This window comes from Vibrio astriarenae, from assembly GCF_010587385.1.
Taxonomy (GTDB): Bacteria; Pseudomonadota; Gammaproteobacteria; order Enterobacterales; family Vibrionaceae; genus Vibrio; species Vibrio astriarenae.
Genome location: NZ_CP047475.1, coordinates 2,378,430 through 2,400,679, shown reverse-complemented (window position 1 = coordinate 2,400,679; position 22,250 = coordinate 2,378,430). Strand labels below are relative to the sequence as shown.

At 48.1% G+C, this 22,250-nt stretch carries 21 protein-coding genes; 14 read left to right on the top strand and 7 right to left on the bottom strand.

From position 1 onward, the window contains the following. Window positions 1-61 precede the first annotated feature (61 nt). The 14 genes from aceA (at window position 62) to ureG (ending at window position 13,381) form a co-directional block, all read left to right on the top strand. On the top strand, window positions 62-1,372 hold the full coding sequence (aceA, locus tag GT360_RS11250) for an isocitrate lyase (protein WP_164648960.1): 1,311 nt from the start codon (window positions 62-64) through the stop codon (window positions 1,370-1,372). A 393-nt stretch (window positions 1,373-1,765) separates the two neighbouring features. Further along, window positions 1,766-3,052 (top strand): urea ABC transporter substrate-binding protein, encoded by a 1,287-nt coding sequence (gene urtA / locus GT360_RS11245; RefSeq protein ID WP_164648959.1) that lies wholly within the window; start codon window positions 1,766-1,768, stop codon window positions 3,050-3,052. 122 nt (window positions 3,053-3,174) lie between these two features. Next, a complete protein-coding gene (urtB, locus tag GT360_RS11240; RefSeq protein ID WP_164648958.1) occupies window positions 3,175-4,794 on the top strand; it encodes an urea ABC transporter permease subunit UrtB in 1,620 nt (539 codons plus the stop codon). A gap of 10 nt (window positions 4,795-4,804) precedes the next feature. Next, entirely contained in the window at window positions 4,805-5,971 is a 1,167-nt protein-coding gene (gene urtC / locus GT360_RS11235) for an urea ABC transporter permease subunit UrtC (protein WP_164648957.1), read from the top strand. Continuing rightward, complete coding sequence (urtD, locus tag GT360_RS11230) at window positions 5,968-6,819, top strand: urea ABC transporter ATP-binding protein UrtD (protein WP_164648956.1); 852 nt, start codon at window positions 5,968-5,970, stop codon at window positions 6,817-6,819. The genes urtC and urtD overlap by 4 nt, the downstream gene beginning before the upstream one ends. Before the next feature lies 1 nt (window position 6,820). Then, on the top strand, window positions 6,821-7,516 hold the full coding sequence (urtE, locus tag GT360_RS11225) for an urea ABC transporter ATP-binding subunit UrtE (protein ID WP_164648955.1): 696 nt from the start codon (window positions 6,821-6,823) through the stop codon (window positions 7,514-7,516). 68 nt (window positions 7,517-7,584) lie between these two features. Beyond that, window positions 7,585-8,454: an urease accessory protein UreD gene (locus GT360_RS11220; RefSeq protein ID WP_239502632.1), complete on the top strand. Its 870-nt coding sequence runs from the start codon at window positions 7,585-7,587 to the stop codon at window positions 8,452-8,454. A gap of 25 nt (window positions 8,455-8,479) precedes the next feature. Beyond that, a complete protein-coding gene (ureA, locus tag GT360_RS11215; protein WP_164648953.1) occupies window positions 8,480-8,782 on the top strand; it encodes an urease subunit gamma in 303 nt (100 codons plus the stop codon). Between the two features lie 10 nt (window positions 8,783-8,792). Next, on the top strand, window positions 8,793-9,128 hold the full coding sequence (locus GT360_RS11210) for an urease subunit beta (protein ID WP_164648952.1): 336 nt from the start codon (window positions 8,793-8,795) through the stop codon (window positions 9,126-9,128). 66 nt (window positions 9,129-9,194) lie between these two features. Then, complete coding sequence (ureC, locus tag GT360_RS11205; protein WP_164648951.1) at window positions 9,195-10,898, top strand: urease subunit alpha; 1,704 nt, start codon at window positions 9,195-9,197, stop codon at window positions 10,896-10,898. Between the two features lie 38 nt (window positions 10,899-10,936). Next, complete coding sequence (gene ureE / locus GT360_RS11200; RefSeq protein ID WP_164648950.1) at window positions 10,937-11,389, top strand: urease accessory protein UreE; 453 nt, start codon at window positions 10,937-10,939, stop codon at window positions 11,387-11,389. Window positions 11,390-11,431: 42 nt separating this feature from the next. After that, window positions 11,432-11,995 carry a HupE/UreJ family protein gene (locus GT360_RS11195; protein ID WP_164648949.1) on the top strand — a complete coding sequence of 188 codons (564 nt, stop codon included), beginning with the start codon at window positions 11,432-11,434 and terminating at the stop codon, window positions 11,993-11,995. Window positions 11,996-12,027: 32 nt separating this feature from the next. Continuing rightward, window positions 12,028-12,708 carry an urease accessory protein UreF gene (locus tag GT360_RS11190; RefSeq protein ID WP_164648948.1) on the top strand — a complete coding sequence of 227 codons (681 nt, stop codon included), beginning with the start codon at window positions 12,028-12,030 and terminating at the stop codon, window positions 12,706-12,708. 40 nt (window positions 12,709-12,748) lie between these two features. Continuing rightward, window positions 12,749-13,381, top strand: coding sequence for an urease accessory protein UreG (gene ureG / locus GT360_RS11185; RefSeq protein ID WP_164648947.1), 633 nt, complete (start codon window positions 12,749-12,751; stop codon window positions 13,379-13,381). Between the two features lie 165 nt (window positions 13,382-13,546). On the opposite strand, the gene sstT is transcribed toward ureG, so the two are convergent. The 7 genes from sstT to GT360_RS11150 form a co-directional block, all read right to left on the bottom strand. Continuing rightward, window positions 13,547-14,788 (bottom strand): serine/threonine transporter SstT, encoded by a 1,242-nt coding sequence (sstT, locus tag GT360_RS11180; protein ID WP_164648946.1) that lies wholly within the window; start codon window positions 14,786-14,788, stop codon window positions 13,547-13,549. Between the two features lie 281 nt (window positions 14,789-15,069). Next, a complete protein-coding gene (locus GT360_RS11175; protein ID WP_164648945.1) occupies window positions 15,070-15,921 on the bottom strand; it encodes a helix-turn-helix domain-containing protein in 852 nt (283 codons plus the stop codon). A gap of 131 nt (window positions 15,922-16,052) precedes the next feature. Next, on the bottom strand, window positions 16,053-17,201 hold the full coding sequence (yiaY, locus tag GT360_RS11170) for an L-threonine dehydrogenase (protein WP_164648944.1): 1,149 nt from the start codon (window positions 17,199-17,201) through the stop codon (window positions 16,053-16,055). A 270-nt stretch (window positions 17,202-17,471) separates the two neighbouring features. Further along, window positions 17,472-18,527, bottom strand: a complete 1,056-nt coding sequence (gene rsgA, locus GT360_RS11165; RefSeq protein ID WP_164648943.1) for a ribosome small subunit-dependent GTPase A — start codon at window positions 18,525-18,527, stop codon at window positions 17,472-17,474. Between the two features lie 317 nt (window positions 18,528-18,844). Then, complete coding sequence (locus GT360_RS11160; RefSeq protein ID WP_164648942.1) at window positions 18,845-19,516, bottom strand: YoaK family protein; 672 nt, start codon at window positions 19,514-19,516, stop codon at window positions 18,845-18,847. Between the two features lie 154 nt (window positions 19,517-19,670). Beyond that, complete coding sequence (locus GT360_RS11155) at window positions 19,671-21,398, bottom strand: sodium:solute symporter family transporter (protein WP_164648941.1); 1,728 nt, start codon at window positions 21,396-21,398, stop codon at window positions 19,671-19,673. A 159-nt stretch (window positions 21,399-21,557) separates the two neighbouring features. After that, on the bottom strand, window positions 21,558-22,250 hold the full coding sequence (locus GT360_RS11150; RefSeq protein ID WP_164648940.1) for a vWA domain-containing protein: 693 nt from the start codon (window positions 22,248-22,250) through the stop codon (window positions 21,558-21,560).

The following is a 22,250-nucleotide window of genomic DNA, read 5'->3' as shown; positions in this document are numbered from 1 at the left end:
GATGTCGAGCGAAACCAAGGATACCCATGTGGAACAACATGAACTGAGAGAGGGACTGACTATGACATTAACACGCCGCCAACAGATTGAAGCGCTTGAGAAAGACTGGGCAACGAATCCACGCTGGAAGAATGTAAAACGCACCTATACCGCAGAAGAAGTCGTAGAGCTTCGTGGCTCAATGGTACCAGCCAACACGATCGCACAACGTGGCGCTGACAAGTTGTGGTCACTGGTCAACGGAGAGTCGAAAAAAGGTTATGTAAACTGTCTAGGCGCACTCACTGGCGGCCAAGCAGTGCAGCAAGCCAAAGCGGGTATTGAGGCGATTTATCTATCAGGTTGGCAGGTGGCTGCGGACAACAATACCGCCTCTACCATGTACCCAGACCAATCTCTGTATCCAGTGGACTCTGTTCCCTCTGTCGTAAAACGCATTAACAATTCCTTCCGCCGAGCGGATCAAATTCAGTGGGCGGGAGGTAAGTCACCAGAGGATGAAGGTGGTATCGACTACTTCCTACCGATTGTGGCTGATGCAGAAGCTGGCTTTGGTGGTGTTCTAAATGCCTATGAGCTGATGAAGTCGATGATTGATGCTGGTGCCGCGGGCGTTCACTTTGAGGACCAATTAGCGTCTGTTAAAAAGTGTGGTCATATGGGGGGGAAGGTATTAGTACCGACTCAAGAGGCCGTGCAAAAACTCGTCGCTGCTCGCTTAGCTGCGGATGTGGCAGGCACCACGACCTTAGTTATCGCACGTACTGACGCTAACGCCGCCGATCTACTGACGTCGGATTGCGATCCTTATGATAAAGACTTTATTCAAGGCGAACGCACGGCGGAAGGCTTCTATCGAGTACGCGCTGGCATTGACCAAGCCATTGCTCGCGGCCTTGCTTATGCCCCTTACGCTGATTTGATTTGGTGTGAAACAGCGACACCATGTTTGGAAGAAGCGCGTAAGTTCGCAGAGGCGATTCATGCTGAATACCCAGACCAACTGTTGGCTTATAACTGTTCGCCATCATTTAACTGGGAGAAAAACTTGGATGCAGAGACCATCGCTAAGTTCCAGCAAGAGCTTGCTGACATGGGCTACAAGTACCAGTTCATTACACTCGCGGGCATTCATAACATGTGGTTTAACATGTTTGAGCTGGCACATGCTTATGCACAAGGTGAAGGCATGCGCCACTATGTTGAGAAAGTACAACGTCCAGAGTTTGAAGCAGCAGAGAAGGGATATACCTTCGTGGCACACCAACAAGAGGTGGGCACAGGCTACTTCGACCGCATGACCAATACGATTCAAGGTGGTAATTCCTCTGTCACCGCACTCACGGGTTCCACAGAAGAAGATCAGTTCTAACTGACGGTGAGCTAAACTCTCAAGCTCACATTGAAATTACGCACTGTCTTAGCGTAGCGAACGCCCCCGTGTTTGCTACGCTTTTTTCATTGCTTACTCTGCAATATATGCACTTGAATGCACTAAAGTGATGGCTGGCAAGAATCTTGTGCTTCAAATTAAGCACCATGATCAATCAAAGCAGCACAAAATGTCATCATTTTGGTTCAAGTTGATTCGAGTTGCACCATCCTGATTCACTGCAACTTATTTCTTTTGCACCAAACTTGGCAATATTTGTTTAAGTTGTTGTTTTTATTGGTATTTTAAATTGGTACTACTTTGGTGTTAATTTGGCACTCTTTTTGTAACTCCTCTAATTGAATAATAATTCACTTAGATGGAGTTCTAACTATGAACAAGAAGTTCAACTTAACGCTTGCTGCACTATGCACCTCTTTAACACTTTCTACTAGCGCGGCTTTCGCGGCAGAAGACACGATTAAGGTCGGCGTTCTGCACTCACTTTCAGGCACGATGGCTATCAGTGAAACCACACTGAAAGATACCGTATTAATGCTGGTGGATGAGCAGAATAAAAAAGGCGGCTTGTTGGGTAAAAAACTAGAGGCGGTTGTTGTAGACCCTGCTTCTAACTGGCCGCTATTTGCAGAGAAAGCCCGTGAATTGATCGAAAAAGAGAAGGTTGATGTCGTCTTTGGCGGTTGGACTTCAGTATCACGTAAATCGATGCTTCCTGTCTTTGAAGAGCTAAATAGTATCCTTTTCTACCCAGTTCAGTATGAGGGTGAAGAGTCATCGAAAAACGTATTTTACACTGGTGCTGCGCCAAACCAACAGGCGATTCCTGCTGTTGATTACTTAATGGAAGACCTTGAGGTTGAGCGTTGGGTTCTCGCGGGTACGGATTATGTTTATCCACGTACAACGAATAAAATCCTAGAGTCTTACCTTAAATCGAAAGGTGTCGCTGAATCAGACATCATGATCAGCTATACGCCATTTGGTCACTCAGATTGGCAGTCAATTGTGTCTGACATCAAGAAGTTTGGTTCAGAGGGCAAGCAAACGGCCGTAGTATCAACCATCAACGGTGATGCCAATGTTCCTTTTTATAAGGAGCTTGGTGCACAAGGTATCTCATCTGAAGACATTCCTGTTATTGCGTTCTCTGTTGGTGAAGAAGAGCTCTCTGGTATGGATACTGAGCCACTCGTCGGCCACCTAGCGGCATGGAACTACTTCATGAGTGTTGATACCGAAGCCAACGGTGAGTTTGTAGAGGCATGGCATAAGTTCATTAAGAGTGAAGAGCGTGTCACCAATGACCCAATGGAAGCGCACTACATCGGCTTTAACATGTGGGCACAAGCGGTCACAGTCGCTGGTACAACCGATGCTGAAGCAGTACAAGATGCTTTGATTGGTGTCTCTGTACCTAACCTTTCAGGTGGTTACTCAACCATGATGCCAAACCACCATATCACTAAGCCAGTTCTTATCGGTGAGATTCAAGATGACGGTCAGTTTGATGTCGTTTGGGAAACCACCGGTCTGGTAGCGGGTGATGCGTGGTCTAAATACTTACCAGAATCAGCCAAGCTTTACTCAAGCTGGTCTAAGCCATTCTCCTGTGGCGCGTTCAACATTGAAACCAAGAAATGTGCAGGCAGTAACTAATTAGCCTATGTGGTGCTCCCCTTGTGGAGCACCGTTTCACGTGGTATCCGAGTAAAAAGAACATGGTAGGCCAAATACTCTGCCAGCCAATAAAAACGCTCGGTTGATGAAGGACGTAAGTCATGAAGAATGTTTTTCAAGCAGCACTGTTATTGCTGCTTTCCGTCAATGTTAGCTGGGCTGCAGTAAGCAGCCAAGAGAGCTTTAGCGAAGCACTCATCGGCAAAAACAACAGCCAGAAATCTCAAGCCATCGAATGGTTAGTTGCAGAGCAAGACGCAACGACAGCAAAAGTTGTGCTCAATGCGTGGTTTGATGGCAACCTCTACTATTTCAGTGATAAAAGCAGCGCAGCCTACCAAGCGCTGTTTGTTATCGAAAATCTAAAAACGGCAAAAAGCGCTGACTCTGCTTGGGGCGGTGAGCCTTTGGTGATTGAAAACAGTCGTGAGTTTAAAAAGGTGCGAGTGAATAACCGTCTGCGCCGTGAAATTCGTTCTGAATTGGCATCGTTAGGTATCAATAGTCCCTATGAGCAGGTTCGCTATGATGCGGTAATGACGTTACTCGGCACGCAAGATGATGACCTTCTTGAAGCGCTCGCGACGCGTCTTTCAATTGAGGAAGACAGCAAGGTTTCAGAGCTCATTGAACTCGCTCTCGCAATTGACGTGGCGCAGGATAGTGCTCGTGGCGCTGCCGAGCGAGTTACGGCAATTGAAACCATTGGTGACTACAAATTTCCTATCGTAGCCCAAACCCTCAACCGCATTCTTGCCAGCGAGCCTGAAGAGGCGTTAACCAGCGCAGCTAATCTCGCGCTGACTCGTTATCAGCAATCGCAATCCTTATATTCAGGGGTGGAAACCGTGTTCTTTGGCTTGAGTCTTGGCTCAGTGCTGGTGTTGGCGGGTATTGGCCTTGCGATCACATTTGGTGTGATGGGTGTGATTAATATGGCACACGGTGAGCTGATCATGATTGGCGCTTACACCACCTACGTGATGCAGCAGTTGATGCCTAATCATATCGGCTATGCACTTATCCTATCGATTCCAATGGCGTTTATTGTGTCTGGTTTGGTCGGTATAGCGATTGAGCGTAGTGTGATTCGTCATCTTTACGGTCGACCTCTAGAAACGCTACTCGCGACCTTTGGTATCAGCTTGATCCTACAGCAAGCCGTTCGCTCAATATTCTCTCCTCTAAACCGTTCAGTCAGCACACCTGAATGGATGTCTGGTGCACTTGAAATCAACCCGATGCTGTCACTGACCTACAACCGTTTATACATCATTTTGTTCTGTGGCTTGGTGTTCTGGGGACTATTGATGGTGCTGAAAAAAACACCACTAGGTTTGCAAGTTCGCGCGGTTTCGCAAAACCGTGGTATGGCGCGTGCGATGGGTATTCGATCTGAGCGAGTGGATGCGCTGACCTTTGGTTTGGGCTCGGGTGTGGCTGGTGTTGCTGGTGTTGCGTTGTCTCAGTTGACTAACGTTGGGCCGAATATGGGTCAGGCCTACATCATCGACTCATTCATGGTGGTGGTCTTTGGTGGTGTCGGCAACTTGTGGGGCACATTGGTTGCTGGTTTAAGCTTGGGTCTATTCAACAAGGTCTTAGAGCCTTGGGCGGGTGCTGTTTTAGCGAAAATTCTAGTCCTGGTTTTCATCATTCTATTTATTCAAAAACGTCCTCGCGGTCTATTCCCGCAACGTGGTCGTGCGGCTGAGAGTTAAGGAGAACAGTATGCAGTCGAAATCTTTTGTTCTTTCAGCTATTCAGGGGGATAGGGGCGGTCAGCTAACACTGCTTGCGATCCTCGCGGCAGTGATATTTGTACCACTGGCGAACACACTACTGCCAAGTGGTCATCCTCTTCATGTTGAAACCTTTACGGTCTCTTTGATGGGTAAATACTTGAGCTACGCGATGTTAGCGCTAGCGCTGGATTTAGTTTGGGGCTATCTAGGTATTCTGAGTTTAGGTCATGGTGCGTTCTTTGCTATCGGCGGTTATGCCATGGGGATGTATTTGATGCGCCAGATTGGTGAGCGCGGTGTTTACGGTGACCCGATCTTGCCTGACTTTATGGTGTTCTTGAACTGGCAAGAGCTGCCGTGGTTCTGGCAAGGGTTTGATCAATTTTGGTTAGCTTGTTTGATGGTCGTACTCGTCCCTGGAGCTCTGGCTTATGTCTTTGGTTACCTCGCGTTTCGTTCCCGTGTCTCCGGTGTCTACCTGTCTATCATGACCCAAGCACTGACGTACGCTCTGATGCTTGCATTCTTCCGTAATGAGATGGGCTTTGGTGGCAACAATGGCCTAACCGACTTTAAAGATATTCTGGGTTTTAGCCTGCAAAGTGACAGCACCAAGCTCGCTCTGTTTGTCATTACTGGTGTCGCTTTGATGGTGAGTTATGTGGTGTGCCGCATGGTGATCACAAGTCGCCTAGGACGTGTGGCATTGGCCATCCGTGATACCGAGTCTCGTACTCGATTTATGGGGTATGACGTCGATGGCATTAAGCTGTGGGTGTTTGTTCTTTCAGCGGTGATCGCCGGTATTGCAGGTGCATTGTATGTGCCGCAAGTGGGCATCATCAATCCCGGTGAATTTGCGCCCCTCAACTCTATTGAGGTTGTGGTGTGGGTGGCACTTGGCGGTCGCGCTACCTTGTTCGGGGCGATTGTTGGTGCGCTGATCATCAACTATGCGAAGAGTTGGTTTACGGTTGAGTTTCCAGAAGTATGGCTATTTGCACTCGGTGGTCTTTTCGTGCTTTCCACCATGTACTTCCCGAAAGGGGTGATTGGATTTGTCAGTGACCGCGTTGAAGATATACGTAAACGCTCAAGCGACAAAACAAAACCAGAGGATGACCAGTTACCCACGAAGGAGGCAACAGCATGAGTGCGCTGCAATCAGTTCAACACATAAAAGATAACTACCAGACGTTTACGCGTCGTGATGAAGTCTTCTCATTCCTAAAGCCTGATGTTCACCCTGCGATTGATACGCGTCATAATGTCTTGCTCTATGTTGAAGGGGTGAATAAAAGCTTTGATGGTTTTCAGGCAATCAATGACCTTAACCTCTACATTCGCGAGGGAGAGTTGCGCTGTATTATCGGGCCGAATGGTGCAGGTAAAACCACGATGATGGACATCATCACGGGGAAGACCAAACCCGATACCGGTGAGGTTTGGCTCGGCTCGAATATCAACCTACTCAAAATGAATGAAGCGCAGATTGCGAATGCCGGCATCGGACGCAAGTTCCAAAAACCGACGGTGATTGAGTGTTTAACCGTGTGGCAGAACCTAGAGCTATCGATGTCGGGCGTACGTTCGGTTTGGGGCACATTTACCGCACAGATGAGTGGCGAACAGCGTGACAAGCTGGAATCTGTTCTTGAGCTCATTCACCTAAAAGATGAAGCGACGAATAGCGCGGGTAATCTTTCACATGGTCAAAAACAGTGGCTTGAGATCGGGATGTTGTTGATGCAAAACCCGAAGCTATTGCTAGTGGACGAGCCTGTTGCGGGTATGACGCACCAAGAGATGGATCGCACTTCGGAGCTGCTTAACTCTTTAGCGGGTAAGCATTCTGTTGTGGTGGTTGAGCATGATATGGATTTTGTTCGTTCGATTGCCAGCCATGTCACGGTACTGCACCAAGGACATGTCTTGGCAGAGGGCACGATGGACCAAGTGCAATCTCACCCTGAAGTTAAACAAGTTTATCTCGGAGAATAGGATGTTAGAGATTCAATCATTAAACCAGTTTTACGGTGAGAGCCACACTCTGTGGGACTTGGATATGACCATACCCGAAGGCAAGTGTACCGTTTTGATGGGGCGTAACGGGGTAGGAAAAACCACATTGTTGCAGTGCATCATGGGCTTGGTGAAGGTTAAAAGTGGTGATATTAAAATGGGGAGTCAATCACTGCTTAAACTCGATGCTGAAGAGCGACCAAGACAGGGCATTGGCTATGTACCGCAAGGACGCCAGATTTTTCCAATGTTAACGGTGCAAGAGAACCTAGAGGTTGGCTTACCGATTCGTGAAAAGGGCGACCGTAAAATTCCTGAGTTCATTTTTGATTTGTTTCCTGTGCTCAAGGAGATGCTCCATCGCCGAGGTGGTGACTTATCTGGCGGTCAACAGCAGCAGCTTGCGATAGGTCGGGCTTTGGTGGTGAATCCCCAGCTTTTGATCCTCGATGAGCCAACCGAAGGTATTCAGCCCAACATCGTTCAAGAGATTGGTGACATCATTCGCATGCTCAATGAAAAAATGGGGCTGACGGTGTTACTCGTTGAGCAAAAGCTTCCCTTCGCTCGCAAGGTCGGGGATAGATTTTGTATTCTTGATCGCGGCCGCCAAGTCGCGGAAGGGGAGATTGACGAGCTTAACGAACAGCTCATTAAGGAGTATCTCACCGTATGAGTACGCTTTTAGCAACGGATGGGTTGACCAACAATGCGGGTGAGCAAGGTTCTGTTCACCCCGTTTCTATGAGTGATGTCATTGAGCAAGACATACGTGACGGATGGAAAGCTGAGCTTGGCCTGACCTTTACCCAACGCGGGGATAAAACGGTTCTTAAACATAGAACTCAAAAGGGCCCACTAGCGATTCAGCGTCCGCTCTATCCAGATGGAACAACCTGCCATACCTACCTTCTGCACCCACCTGGTGGTGTTGTTGGTGGAGATACGCTCGATATTAACGTTACCGTCGATAAACAGGCTCATGCCCTGATCACCACACCCGGAGCAACCAAGTTCTATCGATCCAACAGTAAATACGCACGTCAAACGCAAACACTCGCGGTTAAATCTGGCGCACGGTTAGAGTGGTTTCCGCAAGAAAATATCTTTTTCCCTCATGCACATACCCGACTAGATACACAAATTCATCTTGATAAAGATGCACAATTTTGGGGATGGGAGATGCACTGTTTTGGTCGCCCTGCACTGCAAGAGGGATTTAGCCATGGCCATCTTATTGGGAAAACAGAGATTTTTGTTGATGGTCAACGAATATTAACCGAGGGATTGAATTTCAATGGCGGTAATAACCTTATGATAAATAAAGGAATGTTATCTTATCCACTTGCCGCGACACTCTATATTAAAACGGATGATATTCAATTACTTGAGTTGGTACAGAGCTTGCTCTGTTCTAGAACATCACAAGCCCAAAAGGTAGCAGGTAATCCGAGGTATGTACTCGGAGCAAGTCAGATTGAGAGTTTACTCGTGGTGCGAGCACTTGGTCACTGGAGTGAAGATTTGATCGATGTGTTTAGTGAAGTATGGCGCATGACACGTACCCATCTGACGGATTCTACGCCGGACAACCCAAGAATATGGGCAACCTAATTTAATCATTTACGCGAGCTGTAACATGGAATTATCACCAAGAGAAAAGGATAAGTTACTGATTTTTTGCGCAGGGATGTTGGCACAACAACGCAAAGAGAAAGGCTTAAAACTTAACTACCCAGAGTCAGTTGCTTACATCAGTAGCGCGATTCTTGAAGGCGCACGCGAGGGCAAGACGGTCTCACAATTGATGGACTTTGGACGAACGCTACTCACCGTTGAAGATGTGATGGAAGGGGTGCCTTCGATGATCCCAGACGTCCAAGTCGAGGCCACTTTTCCTGATGGTACAAAGCTTGTGACGGTTCACGAACCGATTGTCTAAGGAGTGTTTGATGTCATCTAGTAACCATTCATATAGTGGCTTTGTCCCCGGAGCCATTGAGACGCCTAGTGGGGAGATTGAACTCAATGAAGGACGTGAGACTGTGACCGTTCAAGTGCAGAACTTGGGGGACAGACCGATTCAGATTGGCTCTCACTACCACTTCTATGAAGCGAATAACGCATTAGATTTTGAGCGTGAAACCACCAAGGGTTTCCGCCTCAATATTCCAGCAGGCACTGCCACACGATTTGAGCCAGGGCAGTCAAGAACGGTCGAGTTGGTTCGTTATGCCGGTAAGCTCGAAGTATACGGATTTCAGGGCAAGGTGATGGGTAAGGTTTAGGCCTACCACCTTCTTCTCGCACTTCAGTTGCTTGAGGTGCAGCAAAAATTTAGCAAAGGATTGGAAATGGCGACGATATCCAGACAGGCATATGCCGAAATGTTTGGTCCAACGGTCGGGGACCGCGTGCGTCTCGCGGATACAGAGTTGTGGCTAGAAGTAGAAAAAGACTTCACGGTGTATGGCGATGAGGTCAAGTTTGGCGGCGGTAAAGTGATCCGCGATGGGATGGGGCAAAGCCAGCGCCCAAGTGCAGAAACACCAGATCTCGTGATCACCAATGCGGTGGTTCTCGATTATTGGGGCATTGTGAAAGCGGATGTCGCCATAAAAAATGGCCGCATTCAGGCGCTGGGTAAGGCAGGTAATCCAGACGTTCAACCTGGCGTTGATATTATCATTGGCCCTGGCACAGAAGTGCTTGCTGGTGAGGGTAATATTCTCACGGCTGGTGGTATCGACTCTCACATTCACTTTATCTGTCCGCAGCAAATTGAAGAAGCATTAGCTTCGGGTGTCACCACCATGATTGGGGGTGGGACGGGGCCAAACACGGGTACCAACGCAACCACTTGCACACCGGGTCCATGGAACATGCATCGTATGCTGGAATCACTCGATCAGTTCCCGATGAACTTTGGCTTGCTCGGCAAGGGTAATGCTAGCCAACCGGAAGCACTTCGTGAGCAAGTTGCGGCGGGTGCTGTTGGCTTAAAGCTGCATGAAGACTGGGGCACAACTCCAGCGTCGATCGATACTTGTTTATCGGTAGCCGACGAGATGGACGTGCAGGTCGCGATCCACACCGACACCTTGAATGAATCCGGTTTCGTTGAATCCACATTGGGTGCGATTGGTGATCGCGTTATTCATACCTACCATACAGAAGGGGCGGGTGGCGGTCATGCGCCTGATATCATTAAAGCGGCTGGTGAAGCCAATGTGCTGCCATCATCGACGAACCCGACGCGCCCATACACCATTAATACGGTTGATGAGCATCTCGATATGCTAATGGTGTGTCACCACTTGTCGCCGTCAATTGCAGAAGATGTGGCGTTTGCAGAGTCACGTATTCGTCGCGAAACCATCGCAGCGGAAGACATCCTGCATGACCTTGGCGCATTTTCAATGATCGCCTCTGACTCTCAGGCCATGGGACGTGTGGGTGAAGTGATCACTCGCACCTGGCAAACCGCGCACAAGATGAAAGTGCAGCGAGGCAGCCTCGCTGAAGATTCGAGCTACAGCGACAACTTCCGTCTCAAACGTTACGTGGCGAAGTACACCATCAACCCCGCGATCACTCACGGTATGGCGCATGAAATTGGTTCGATTGAGCAGGGTAAATTGGCAGACCTTGTCCTGTGGAAGCCTGCCTTCTTTGGCGTTAAGCCTAGTGTGATCCTAAAAGGTGGGATGATAGCGATGGCCCCGATGGGTGACCCAAATGCTTCGATCCCAAAACCGCAACCCGTCCACTACCGCTCAATGTTCGGCAGTTACGGTAAAGCCAGTCAAAACACATCGATGTTGTTTGTGTCTCAGCAAGCGAAGCAAGACAACATCGCAGAGCAGTTGGGGCTGCAGAGCCTTATCGGTGAAGTTAGCCATTGCCGAGATATCAGCAAAGCCGATATGAAGCTTAATGACTGGATGCCGAAAATTGAGGTGGACTCTCAGACTTATCAAGTGAGAGCGGACGGTGAGCTGTTGGTGTGTGAGCCAGCAGAAGTACTACCGATGGCTCAACGCTATTTCTTATTTTAAAAACATGTCCTGTTTCAGTGGTATAGGAGCATAACCCAATGATTGAACTGACAGAAATTAACGCTCACGGTGACAAGCCAGCGGATGGATATTTGAGCTTGCCGATTGATAGTCGAATTAAAAGTCGACTTAAAGTGACGCTGGATGATGGGCGAGATGCCGGTTTGTTTCTTCCGCGCGGTCATATTCTGCGAGGCGGTGAGCAACTTAAAAGCCAATGTGGCCTAGTTGTAGAAGTAAAAGCAGCGCCAGAACAAGTCTCCACTGTGTATTGTGATGACGCCCACCTATTAACCCGTGTGGCTTATCACCTAGGCAATCGCCATGTGCCACTGCAGGTAGAGGCTGGCTGGGTGCGTTATCAGCACGATCACGTTCTTGATGAAATGGTGGAAGGCTTAGGCGCTAAAGTGACATCGGAAGTGCAGCCTTTTGAGCCAGAGGGCGGCGCGTATGGCGGTCGCTCTGGTGGTCATCATCACCACCATTGATAGCGCATAAAAACGGACAAATTAACGATTAAGGAACGAGATATGAAAACCCAATTTGCGGCACTGATTGCACTTTTAGCAACCCCCTCACTCGCGTTGGCGCACCCAGGCCATGAGCATCACTCTTTTTCTTCAGGTTTAGTCCACCCAGTGACGGGTGTTGATCACCTGATTATGTTGATTGCTTTTGGTTTATTAATTGGTTGTGTTGCCGTGGTCAATAAGCAAAAAATCGCCTTGATGTCGGGCGGTATTGCTTCTCTTATGCTCGGCCTGTTTGCTGGTCAATGGTTTGGTTTTTCGACCATTGTTGAGCCAGCCATCATCGCATCGCTGTTCGTGGTTAGCCTTGGCCTATGGCAAGCCTTTTCACCATCGACGACTCGCGTAAACATGGCGCTAGCGGCTTCAATCGCAATGCTGTTCTTCCATGGTTATGCCCATGGTGTTGAAGCAACAGGTAGTGTTTCTCAGTTTGCGGTAGGCATGCTGATCAGCGCGACAGTATTGATGGTAGCAGGCAGTGCTGCGGGCCAATTAGTTCGCTCTAAGTGGCTTTCAGTCGGCGTGGCATCAGCGAGTGTATTGCTTCTGCTAGCGTCTTAACTTTTGAGGTTCGGATAGTGAAGGAACACACCGTGAAATCTGACAGCGAACTGGCATGTTATCGGTTGTTCCAACTGATCAGCCCATCGTTACCCATTGGTGGTTTTACCTACTCACAAGGCTTGGAGTACGCCGTTGAAGCGGGATGGGTTAAAGATCGAGTGAGTCTCGAAGAGTGGCTCATTTATATGGTGGAGTCGAGTGTGGCAACCCTTGAACTGCCGATTATCGATAAACTCTATCAGGCGCTTGATACCCAAAATATGGAAGTGATAGAGCATTGGTGTGATGTGCTCTACACCAGCCGTGAAACCAGTGAGTTGAGAGCAGAGGAGCGACAACGAGGCCATGCACTCAATACTCTGCTGCGTCAGTTGGATATAGACATCAGTGTTGTTGAACGCTTGTCGAGTCACCCGAATCAACTCCTTGGCCTGTGTATCGCCGCCAAAGCATGGTCCATCGACCTTGCTACGTTAAAACAGGGCTACTTATGGAGTTGGCTAGAAAACATCGTTACTGCGGGCGTTAAGCTGATTCCACTAGGGCAGACCGATGGTCAGCTCGCTCTCATCAATATTACCGGGTGTTTTCCAAAGGTGATCACTCAAGCATTACACATTGAAGAGTGGATGATAGGCAGTTTTACGCCTTCTATCGCAATAGCAAGCTCACTGCACCAGACGCAGTATACACGTCTATTCCGCTCTTAACGCCTTAGCAAAAGGCGAATAAATATAAAGGAACAAATCAATGGAAAGTTATAAGCAACCCTTACGTATCGGTATTGGCGGCCCAGTTGGCTCGGGCAAGACTGCACTTTTAGAGGTGCTGTGTAAGGCAATACGCGACAAGCTCAATATCGCTGTCGTAACCAATGATATTTACACCCAAGAAGACGCAAAGATTTTGACTCGCGCTGAAGCGCTAGAGCCTGATCGCATCATTGGCGTTGAGACGGGTGGTTGTCCGCACACAGCGATTCGTGAAGATGCGTCAATGAACTTGGCGGCAGTGGAAGAGTTGGCTAAGCGACATAAGAATCTGGATGTCGTGTTTGTCGAAAGTGGTGGTGATAACCTGAGTGCGACATTTAGCCCAGAGCTAGCAGATTTAACCATTTATGTTATCGATGTGGCTGAAGGTGAGAAGATTCCGCGCAAAGGTGGCCCAGGTATTACGCGATCCGATCTGCTGATTATCAATAAGATAGACCTAGCGCCGTACGTAGGTGCCTCTTTGGAAGTGATGGAGTCGGACACACAACGCATGCGCCCAACCAAACCGTTTGTGTTTACTAACCTAAAAGAGAGTAAGGGCTTAGATACGATTATTGATTTTATCATGACGGAAGGGATGCTGACGCTGAAAGAGCCGGTTGCCTAAGATCTATTTTTGATTCGAACAGGCGCGGTGAGTAGATCCTGAAATGCTTCAGGATGACGATCTATTTGATTTTATTTTCAGTGCCCTATACACAAAAGCCGATAGTAAAAACCCCGCAAATGCGGGGTTTCGTCGTATTAAATCAGCAATTAGATCTAAGCAAGCCTAAAGCTTCTGCTCCGTTAGTTGCTCAGCTTGCTCTTGTTGCTTTACCGACTGGCAAACCGCAGCCGTAAAGACAACGTCTGTAGAACTGTTCAGTGCCGTTTCAGCAGAATCTTGAATCACGCCGATGATAAAGCCTACCGCAACCACCTGCATTGCCACGTCATTCGAGATACCGAACAAGCCACAGGCCAGAGGGATCAGCAGTAGTGAACCACCAGCAACACCAGAAGCGCCACAAGCAGAAACCGCCGCTACCACGCTGAGTAACAGTGCAGTGAAGATATCCACTTGAATACCCATAGTATGCACTGCTGCTAGGGTTAGCGTCGTAATGGTGATAGCAGCACCCGCCATGTTAATAGTCGCACCGAGTGGAATCGATACTGAGTAAGTGTCTTCATCGAGCTTCAGCTTTTCACACAACGCCATGTTCACTGGGATGTTTGCCGCACTTGAGCGAGTGAAAAACGCCGTTACACCACTTTCACGCAAGCATTGGAAAATTAATGGGTAAGGGTTTTGTTTAGTTTTAAAGAACACAATCGCAGGGTTAACCACTAGCGCAATGATGATCATTGAGCCAAGAAGAACCGCGAGCAGGTGTGCATAACCAGCTAGAGCACTAAAGCCAGTTGTTGCAAAGGTTGCAGCGACAAGACCAAAGATACCGAACGGTGCTAAGCGGATAATAAAGCGAACAATGTGCGACACGCTGTGGCTCAGATCTTCAAAAACGGCTTTTGTTGTATCTGATGCATGGTGAAGTGCCAGACCTAGACCGACACCCCACGCCAAAATACCAATGTAGTTAGCCTCAACGAGCGCATTGACAGGGTTATCAACCAACTTGAACAGCAGTGTACGCAGAACCTCTGCGATACCTTGAGGTGGTGTTGCCCCTTCCGCGCCCGTGACGAGTGTCAACGTCGTCGGGAACAGGAAGCTCAGTACAACAGCCGTTAAGGCTGCGAAAAGGGTACCAATGAGGTAAAGGACAACGATAGGGCGCATGTGCGTGTGTTGGTTTTTTTTCTGGTTGGCAATCGATGCGGCCACCAGAATGAAAACCAAAATAGGTGCAATTGCCTTTAGTGCACCGACGAACAGACTACCTAACATGCCAGCGCTTTCTGCGTGGCTAGGTGAAGCTAAGGCGAGAAGAACACCGAGAAGAATACCGGTGAGGATTTGCAGCACAAGATTACCTTGGCTTAAGCGGGCTATTATGTTGTTTTGCATACATCTATCCTGAAGTATTGTTGTGGACCTACCCCAAACCTCTATCGCTTGAATTATGATTTCAATTTGCTCGGGCGTGGGTGCAGCATTCCTTTAATGAATCAGCACTATTCATGCTGGTTAAACAATATACTCCTTTTATGAGATAAATGTGACCCTTCATGGATGAAAATACCAACTATGTAGTATTTTTGTGGTGAAATATGTTGCACGCTATCGGTGTAAAAGAATAAAAAAGGAGACCTAGGTCTCCTATAAAAGCGAATGAAATCATTGCTGTACTAAGCATGAATTTGATACTGCAGCTGGTATTGCTTGGGCGTAACGCCAAACTCCTTTTTGAACAGTCGGATGTAGTGGGATATATTCTCATAACCCACCTCCATCGCGGCATCGGTTACGGAGAGCGTTTCTAATAGCTTCTGTGAACGTTGCAATCGCAGCTTTCTCACATAGTCTTTAGGTGTCGATTCAGTGACAGCTTTAAACTTTTGACTGAAATTGGATAGCGACAAGCCGACCTCTTCTGCGATCTCAGAAATACTCTGATGGTGACTGGATTTCATCAACCTTATTGCCTGGTTGATAGGGTGATTTTTTGCTTGGTACAAGATGCTGTGGCACGACTGTTTTCTCAGTAACTCATAAACCACTTCTTGGCTAGTCAGGTTGAGCAGAAAGCGCATATTGGTGTCGTTTTCACCGACAATTTGCTGCATGCGTTGATGGAGCTCACCTAAGCGGGTGTTGATCTTGCTATGACTAAAGGAGTTACAGTCGATGTCTTGAGCCGAATCAACCTCAAGGTTGTCGGCCACCTGCTGGACAACACCATCGATCAGTTGGTCGCTAAACTCATAGACTAACGCCTTAGTTGAGTTTGGCATACTCATGTGTACCGTTGCATTGGGCGGCAGAAGTACAAACTCGGTTCGGTCATACTTGAAGGAGTCAGATTGGTTGACTTTGACCTCCTTGGTACCAGTTAAAATGGTACACAGGCGCGGACTATCGTAGGAGTGATAGCTATCGTCAAAGTATTGCGGTAGGTCATAGTAGAGTAAGTTTAAGCTGTCGGTGGAGAGCGCATACTCTCGCTCAGTTACTCGTTTAAAGTCGTTGATCGTGTGCATCTGTTTTTGCGTCACCCCCGCGAAACAATCTCGATGCAATTTTAAGGTGAGTTAGCACTCGCTTCTTTGATTTTGACCAGCTTTTATGTGCTAGAAGCTCCCCAAATCGGAGAGCTTCTAAAAAATGAGAATTACATTGCTGCACTCAAGATTTCGACGATCTCTTGATGAGTCGCTTGCTTCGGATTAGTAAAACCACATGCATCTTTCAGTGCATTTTCCGCCAGAATATCAAAGTCATCTCTCTTCACACCCAGCTCTTCAAGACCTGCTGGAATGTTGACATCTTTTGATAGCTGACGAATAGCCTCTAGGCCTGCTTCTGCAGCTTCACTGTCATTCATCGCCGTTACCTCGACACCCATCGCTTTTGCAACATCACGCAGACGCGCAGAAGAGACTTGGGCGTTGTACTGCTGTACGTGAGGAAGCAGCACTGCGTTACATACGCCGTGTGGCAAGTCATAGTAACCGCCCAGCTGGTGAGCAATCGCGTGTACGTAACCCAATGATGCGTTGTTAAATGCCATGCCCGCCATAAATTGAGCGTACGCCATGTTATCGCGCGCAGTGATGTCATCACCGTTGCTCACTGCTTGACGTAGGTTAGCCTGAATCATCTCAATGGCTTTGATTGCCACCGCATCTGTAACTGGTGTCGCTGCAACCGAAACATAAGCCTCAATCGCGTGCGTCAGAGCGTCCATACCGGTTGCTGCAGTGAGTGAGGCTGGTTTTGCTAGCATCAACTCTGGGTCATTAACTGAGATAATTGGCGTTACGTGTTTATCAACAATCGCCATTTTTACGTGGCGAGCTTCATCAGTGATGATACAGAAGCGGGTCATCTCTGAAGCGGTACCCGCCGTGGTGTTGATCGCGATGAGTGGAGCTTGTGGTTTCGCTGACTGATCAACACCCTCGTAGTCTTTAATCTCACCACCATTGGTTACAAGCAGGGCAATACCTTTTGCACAATCGTGCGGAGAGCCACCACCAAGAGAGATGACACAGTCACACTGACCTTGTTTGAACATTGCCAAACCATCGTTCACATTGTCGATCGTTGGGTTTGGTTTTGTTTGGTCGAAAACCACTGACTCAACGCCTGCTTGCTCAAGTAGCGACGTCACTTTTGCCACGATACCAATTTGGTTTAGTACAGAGTCGGTAACGATAAGGGCTTTTTTATAACCCAGTGACTGGACACTATTGATTGCATCACTTAGGCAGCTCGTGCCCATCAGGTTTACTGAAGGAATGAAAAATGCGCTAGACATAATATTGCTCCGTTGAAGATTTAGTATTGAATTATGAGAAACTCGAATATGGTTTCTTGAATGAATTCAGACTACCAACGGGCCAGAATCGCAACTAGCTCAGCTTTTAGGAAAATAGTCGTTTTTTTAATTTGGGTGTCGCACTTGGCTATCAGGTTTGATAACTGTGACGCGCTTCGCAGTTAAATGGAGTAAAACGACCTTCACAGGGAAGGTCGTTGGTATCTTAAAGCAAGCTCAGCTGCTTTGAGGCTTAAGTCTTATCAAAGACTATTTCCCCTTACGTTTTCGGCTTTCACCTTGAACGCTGCGATACATCTTACCGAGCTGCTTATCATGGGCTCTTTGCTCTGCCAACGTCGCGCCATTATGACGCTGTTCACGCAGTAGCTTAAGGTAGTTATTGAAGCGACGTAGCTCGAGCTCGCCAGCATCCAAAGCCGTTTGAATAGCGCAGCCTGGCTCTGATTGATGACTGCAGTCTGAAAAGCGGCACTGGCTGGCCAGTGTTTCAATATCGGCAAAGGTCTCACTCACACCTTGCTCACAGTCTGCCAGTTGTAGCTCGCGCATTCCTGGAGTATCGATCAATACTCCACCTGTTGGCAGAATATGGATAGAGCGTGACGTTGTGGTGTGTCGGCCTTTACTGTCATCTTCGCGTATGCCACCGGTTACTTGCTCCTGAGAGCCAAGCAGCGTATTGACTAGGGTGGACTTTCCTACCCCAGATGAGCCCATAAAGGCCACCGTTCGACCAGCCTTACACCATGCGCTCAAGCTAGAGACGCTGTCGCTATCAAGGCTATTGACTGTCTCAACCATTAACAGTGGGTTAATGCGCATCACTTGCTGCTTTAAAGTCTCCGCGTCAGGATTGAGATCAGCTTTGGTGAGTACCACAACAGGCTCAACCTGAGCTTCATGAGCAAGGGCGAGGTAACGCTCAATACGGCTTAAGTTAAAGTCATCATTGAGTGACACGACGATGAATAGGGTATCGATGTTGGCAGCAATAAACTGCTCAGCCACCTTGCTTCCCGCCGCTTTTCGACTAAAAAGACTATGGCGATCCAAAAGCTTGATAAACCCAAATTCATGATCAACGACGAGCCAATCACCCACCGTCATTGAGGGTAGATTATGGTGGATATCAAGATGGTGCTCACCTTGCTCTGTCCATATCGTGTAGCCGCTACGATGGTGTGCAATCACGCGTGCAAACAGGGTATTTTCGTAATCTTCTAGCGTAAGCTGTTGCTGGTAAAAACCTTTCCAACCAAGTTGAGAGAGGGTTAGAGTTGGTGCGTTAGTGTGTTGTTTCATTGTTCGAATGTCCCAGACGCTGCTGAAATTAGGGTATAGCAAAGCGCCTAAAAAGTAATAGTACTTATAGGGTCGAGTTCGAGTTGATTTTGACCCCGGATTCAGTCCGGGCGATGGAGAGGGATTAAGAAGTGAAGCAGTTTGGGGTTAAACATCCCGCTTAAATAGCTCAGTGGCTACTTGCTTTCGTTACTTCTGCTCAAGTCTATTTCTGCATGGCCCAGTCGTTAAAAGTCATTACAATCATTCGTATCCTCCAGTTTTTATCTCGTCATAGTTAGTAGGGAGATTATAGGCCCCCCAACATCAATTTGTCTTTAGTTTTCTTTGCCTCTGACCGTGAGACGAAAGACACGGTAGCCTGTCGCCAGTAGAGCACAGATGGCGGCAGGAGCAATCAACGCTTGAAACTGAAACAGACCAAATAGATAAGCGCCGAGTGTGCCGCCAGAAATAAAACCGATGGCGATAATGGTAAACAGCACAGCACGACGTTTATTGAAAGACTCGCCACGCAGCATAGAGCCAAACATAATGCCGAGGTCAGTAATGATTCCAGTTAAGTGCGTCGTTCTCACAATCGCACCACTGTAGGTGGTGACCATTGCATTTTGTAATCCACAGGACATTGATGCCGCATAATGCCCATAGAGGGAGTTGTCAGCGAGCAATGACATCGCGGCGAGCAGCAGTACAGCCTCGATAGCCAGCGCAGTATCGTAATGGCGACCAAGCTTTAAAGCCGTGCTATGCAGTAACATGCCTGATAGCGCTGCTCCGGCAAAAAAGGCGGTGATAATGCCGCCAAGATGCAGTGTGATAGAGAAGGAATCTTTGAGCAGACTGGTGCCAAGTAGCGTCGCTGTGCCGGACAGATGCGATATTGATTGGTGCTCGACTCCGAGTAAACCGATTGCGTTGATGCACCCTGCCACAAAGGCGAGGAGAAACGCGCCATATTCAATCCATTTAGGGAGTTTGGTTATCAATTCACACCTTCTTATCTGCATCATTGGGCGAAAAAGCGCCGAATTATACACCCAAAAACGCAATAGGCGAGCGCTTTGTCAAAAATAGCACTCGCCTATCATTGTTGGGTGGCGGTTTCAGTTGATGATTAGATGTTGAAACTTCAGATTTTGCTTACACAGACTCCGCTAAGGTGAGTTTGTGTAGGCGGTTCGACATTGAAGCGAGTGCAAATCCGCACAACAAGATCGCAAAGCCAATACCAATAAAAATTCCAGCGTCACTCAAGTTATCGGTAGTCACTGCAAATAGCGCCACAATCACCCCCAGGGCTGTCATCGCCTTACCCATGAAAATGCCGTTGGAGTGATCGATGGGTGTCTGATCTTGTACGCTCATTGGGGTGTTAATTCGCTCGCTAACTTCGTTGTTGATCGGTTTTGCGTCACCTAACCACTGGGTTGCGATGAAGAAGCCACCCGTAATGAAGATGTGGGCTAAGAGAGTGGCAACGATGATCAGGTCAATCTGCTCACGGCTATTGAGTGCGCCAGTTAACGGCTCTAACCATACGACATCGAAGATGAAATGCATAAACGCCGAAACCACTAGCCCAACGCAGACGGTCGCCCAACCTGACCATGCCGGAGTACGCAGACTCATTAGGGCCAAGAAGGAAGGAACAGACAGAGGCATTTGTAGCAATGCAGTGAATATCATCATGATATCGAACAAGCTATAGCCTTCAATGCGTGCAAAGAGTAGGGCGACAATACCGGCTAAGATTCCTGTTGCTAGCGTGGATACTTTCCCCCATAGCATTTGCTGTTCGTCACTGGCTTTTGGATTAATTAACGACAAATAGATATTGTTGACCACAATGCCAGCATTGCGATTGAGGGCGGTGGTCATTGGAGAGACCGTTGCTGCCAGCATGGCGACCATCACCAAACCCAATAGACCTTGTGGCATATAGTGCTCAATGTAATAGAGGTATGCACCGTTGTTCGCGCCTGCTCCAAGCCCAGGGTACGCTTGTGCTAAGTCGATACCCATAGAGGCCACAAACCATGGCGGAGAGAACCACAGCAAAGGTGCGATAAGGAACAGTACGCCAGCGAGCATCGCTGAGCGAGTGGCCTCTTTTTCATTGCTGGTAATGAGGAATCGATAGCTACTTAGAGCATTATTGGTGTTGAGGGTTTGCTTAAGCATCATCACGCCCGCCCACAAAACGAAGATTTGCCAAACGGCAATATCATCGCCCATGATCACTTCAGGGACAGATTCAACCGGCAGCGTGACAATGTGTTGCGCCGCAGTGAAGCCAACCACAACGGTAATCGTCACGAGTAACACCAGTTGAATCACGTTGGTTGCCGAGACGGTCCATACACCGCCAGAAAGAGCAATAAAAGTAACGAGCGCGGTGATGGAGATGATGGTGATATCGATACTGATGCCAAAGGTGGCGGAAAGAAAAGCCCCTAAACCGTTCAGCCAAATAGCGGCACCGACGAGGGTGATAGGAAAGCTAGACCAGGTGAACACCTGCTCTGACATCTTATCAAAGCGTATACGAATAACATCCATTGCCGTCGCGACACGCAGGCGTCGATAACGTTTAGCAAAGTAGAGTGCAGAGACAAAGAAGCCCAGTGCGTTACCCCAAAACACGAACATGATACTCAAACCATCTTCAAATGCTTTTGCGGCAGCTCCGGTAAACGTCCAAGCGGAAAATTGCGTCATAAATGCGGTGGCACCAGCCATCCACCAAGTCATTGCACCATTACCTTTAATAAAGCCATCTGCGCTGGTGGCATGACGCTTAAAGGCAACAGTCACTATCAACAAGAATACAAAATAGAGTGCTAACACTGACCAATCAAGATTTGTCACAGTCGTAACCTAAGTTTTATAGAGAGCAGGAAAGGAAATAATAAAATGGCGTTTCACTTAATATTGTACGACAAGTAAGCGTGGGGCAGTTGAGAGGTAGATCAAACTTGTCATTGAAAACGCGTGATTCTGAAAAGTGCGCTTGCTGACCAGTACGGTTTACTCGGCTTGCTTTTGAGGTGGTGGTGTGAGGTGAACGGTTCCTTGCTTGGTCCTAAGAACATTAATCAGGTTGTCAACTAACCACTGGTTGATGTCACCGGTCGAGTTGATGTTGATGTTGATCTGACGCCCTAGAGAAAAGGGTGCAAGCGCGGGTGAGAAATCACCGAAGTTGAGTACAAACGGAATCACCTCGTAGCTCGCTTTGTATCTCTCAATTCGAGCGCGAGTGTCATCGACGTAATCGGTACCAGCACGGTCGGTGACGATCAGTAGCCAAGGCCGTTTAGCTTTGAGGCTGTGCTGTTTGTATTCTTCAATGCGAGTCAACAGCATAGAGAGAGCGGTGTCCAAGCTTTGTGCTAGCGTAAGCTTACTCCCCCTTGCCGCTAATAAAGGGATACTAGAGATACTCTCTAGGGAGGCCATTGGCTGGTGGACAGTAGGGTAGTCATGAGCAGAGATAACAGCAAGTTCCAGCCCATGCATCAGAACTGGCTGCTGCTGGAGTTGGCAAAATAACCGTTCTAGCCAGATATTGAGTTTTTGAACCTGATGACCTTGATGGTGTTGATTACAAGCAATTACAATCGAGATAGGTAGGACGCCCGTTGCCATATGAGTGGATGTTTCAGTCGCGGCATTTTTCTCGCGCACGGTTTGCAGCGCCGCTTCCATATACGTTGTCAT

Excerpts from the sequence above, each read along its gene's own strand:
- aceA (WP_164648960.1), top strand. The coding sequence starts at position 62 with ATGACATTAACACGCCGCCAACAGATTGAAGCGCTTGAGAAAGACTGG.
- urtA (WP_164648959.1), top strand. The coding sequence starts at position 1,766 with ATGAACAAGAAGTTCAACTTAACGCTTGCTGCACTATGCACCTCTTTA.
- urtB (WP_164648958.1), top strand. The coding sequence starts at position 3,175 with ATGAAGAATGTTTTTCAAGCAGCACTGTTATTGCTGCTTTCCGTCAAT.
- urtC (WP_164648957.1), top strand. The coding sequence starts at position 4,805 with ATGCAGTCGAAATCTTTTGTTCTTTCAGCTATTCAGGGGGATAGGGGC.
- urtD (WP_164648956.1), top strand. The coding sequence starts at position 5,968 with ATGAGTGCGCTGCAATCAGTTCAACACATAAAAGATAACTACCAGACG.
- urtE (WP_164648955.1), top strand. The coding sequence starts at position 6,821 with ATGTTAGAGATTCAATCATTAAACCAGTTTTACGGTGAGAGCCACACT.
- GT360_RS11220 (WP_239502632.1), top strand. The coding sequence starts at position 7,585 with ATGAGTGATGTCATTGAGCAAGACATACGTGACGGATGGAAAGCTGAG.
- ureA (WP_164648953.1), top strand. The coding sequence starts at position 8,480 with ATGGAATTATCACCAAGAGAAAAGGATAAGTTACTGATTTTTTGCGCA.
- GT360_RS11210 (WP_164648952.1), top strand. The coding sequence starts at position 8,793 with ATGTCATCTAGTAACCATTCATATAGTGGCTTTGTCCCCGGAGCCATT.
- ureC (WP_164648951.1), top strand. The coding sequence starts at position 9,195 with ATGGCGACGATATCCAGACAGGCATATGCCGAAATGTTTGGTCCAACG.
- ureE (WP_164648950.1), top strand. The coding sequence starts at position 10,937 with ATGATTGAACTGACAGAAATTAACGCTCACGGTGACAAGCCAGCGGAT.
- GT360_RS11195 (WP_164648949.1), top strand. The coding sequence starts at position 11,432 with ATGAAAACCCAATTTGCGGCACTGATTGCACTTTTAGCAACCCCCTCA.
- ureG (WP_164648947.1), top strand. The coding sequence starts at position 12,749 with ATGGAAAGTTATAAGCAACCCTTACGTATCGGTATTGGCGGCCCAGTT.
- sstT (WP_164648946.1), bottom strand. The coding sequence starts at position 14,788 with ATGCAAAACAACATAATAGCCCGCTTAAGCCAAGGTAATCTTGTGCTG.
- GT360_RS11175 (WP_164648945.1), bottom strand. The coding sequence starts at position 15,921 with ATGCACACGATCAACGACTTTAAACGAGTAACTGAGCGAGAGTATGCG.
- yiaY (WP_164648944.1), bottom strand. The coding sequence starts at position 17,201 with ATGTCTAGCGCATTTTTCATTCCTTCAGTAAACCTGATGGGCACGAGC.
- rsgA (WP_164648943.1), bottom strand. The coding sequence starts at position 18,527 with ATGAAACAACACACTAACGCACCAACTCTAACCCTCTCTCAACTTGGT.
- GT360_RS11150 (WP_164648940.1), bottom strand. The coding sequence starts at position 22,250 with ATGACAACGTATATGGAAGCGGCGCTGCAAACCGTGCGCGAGAAAAAT.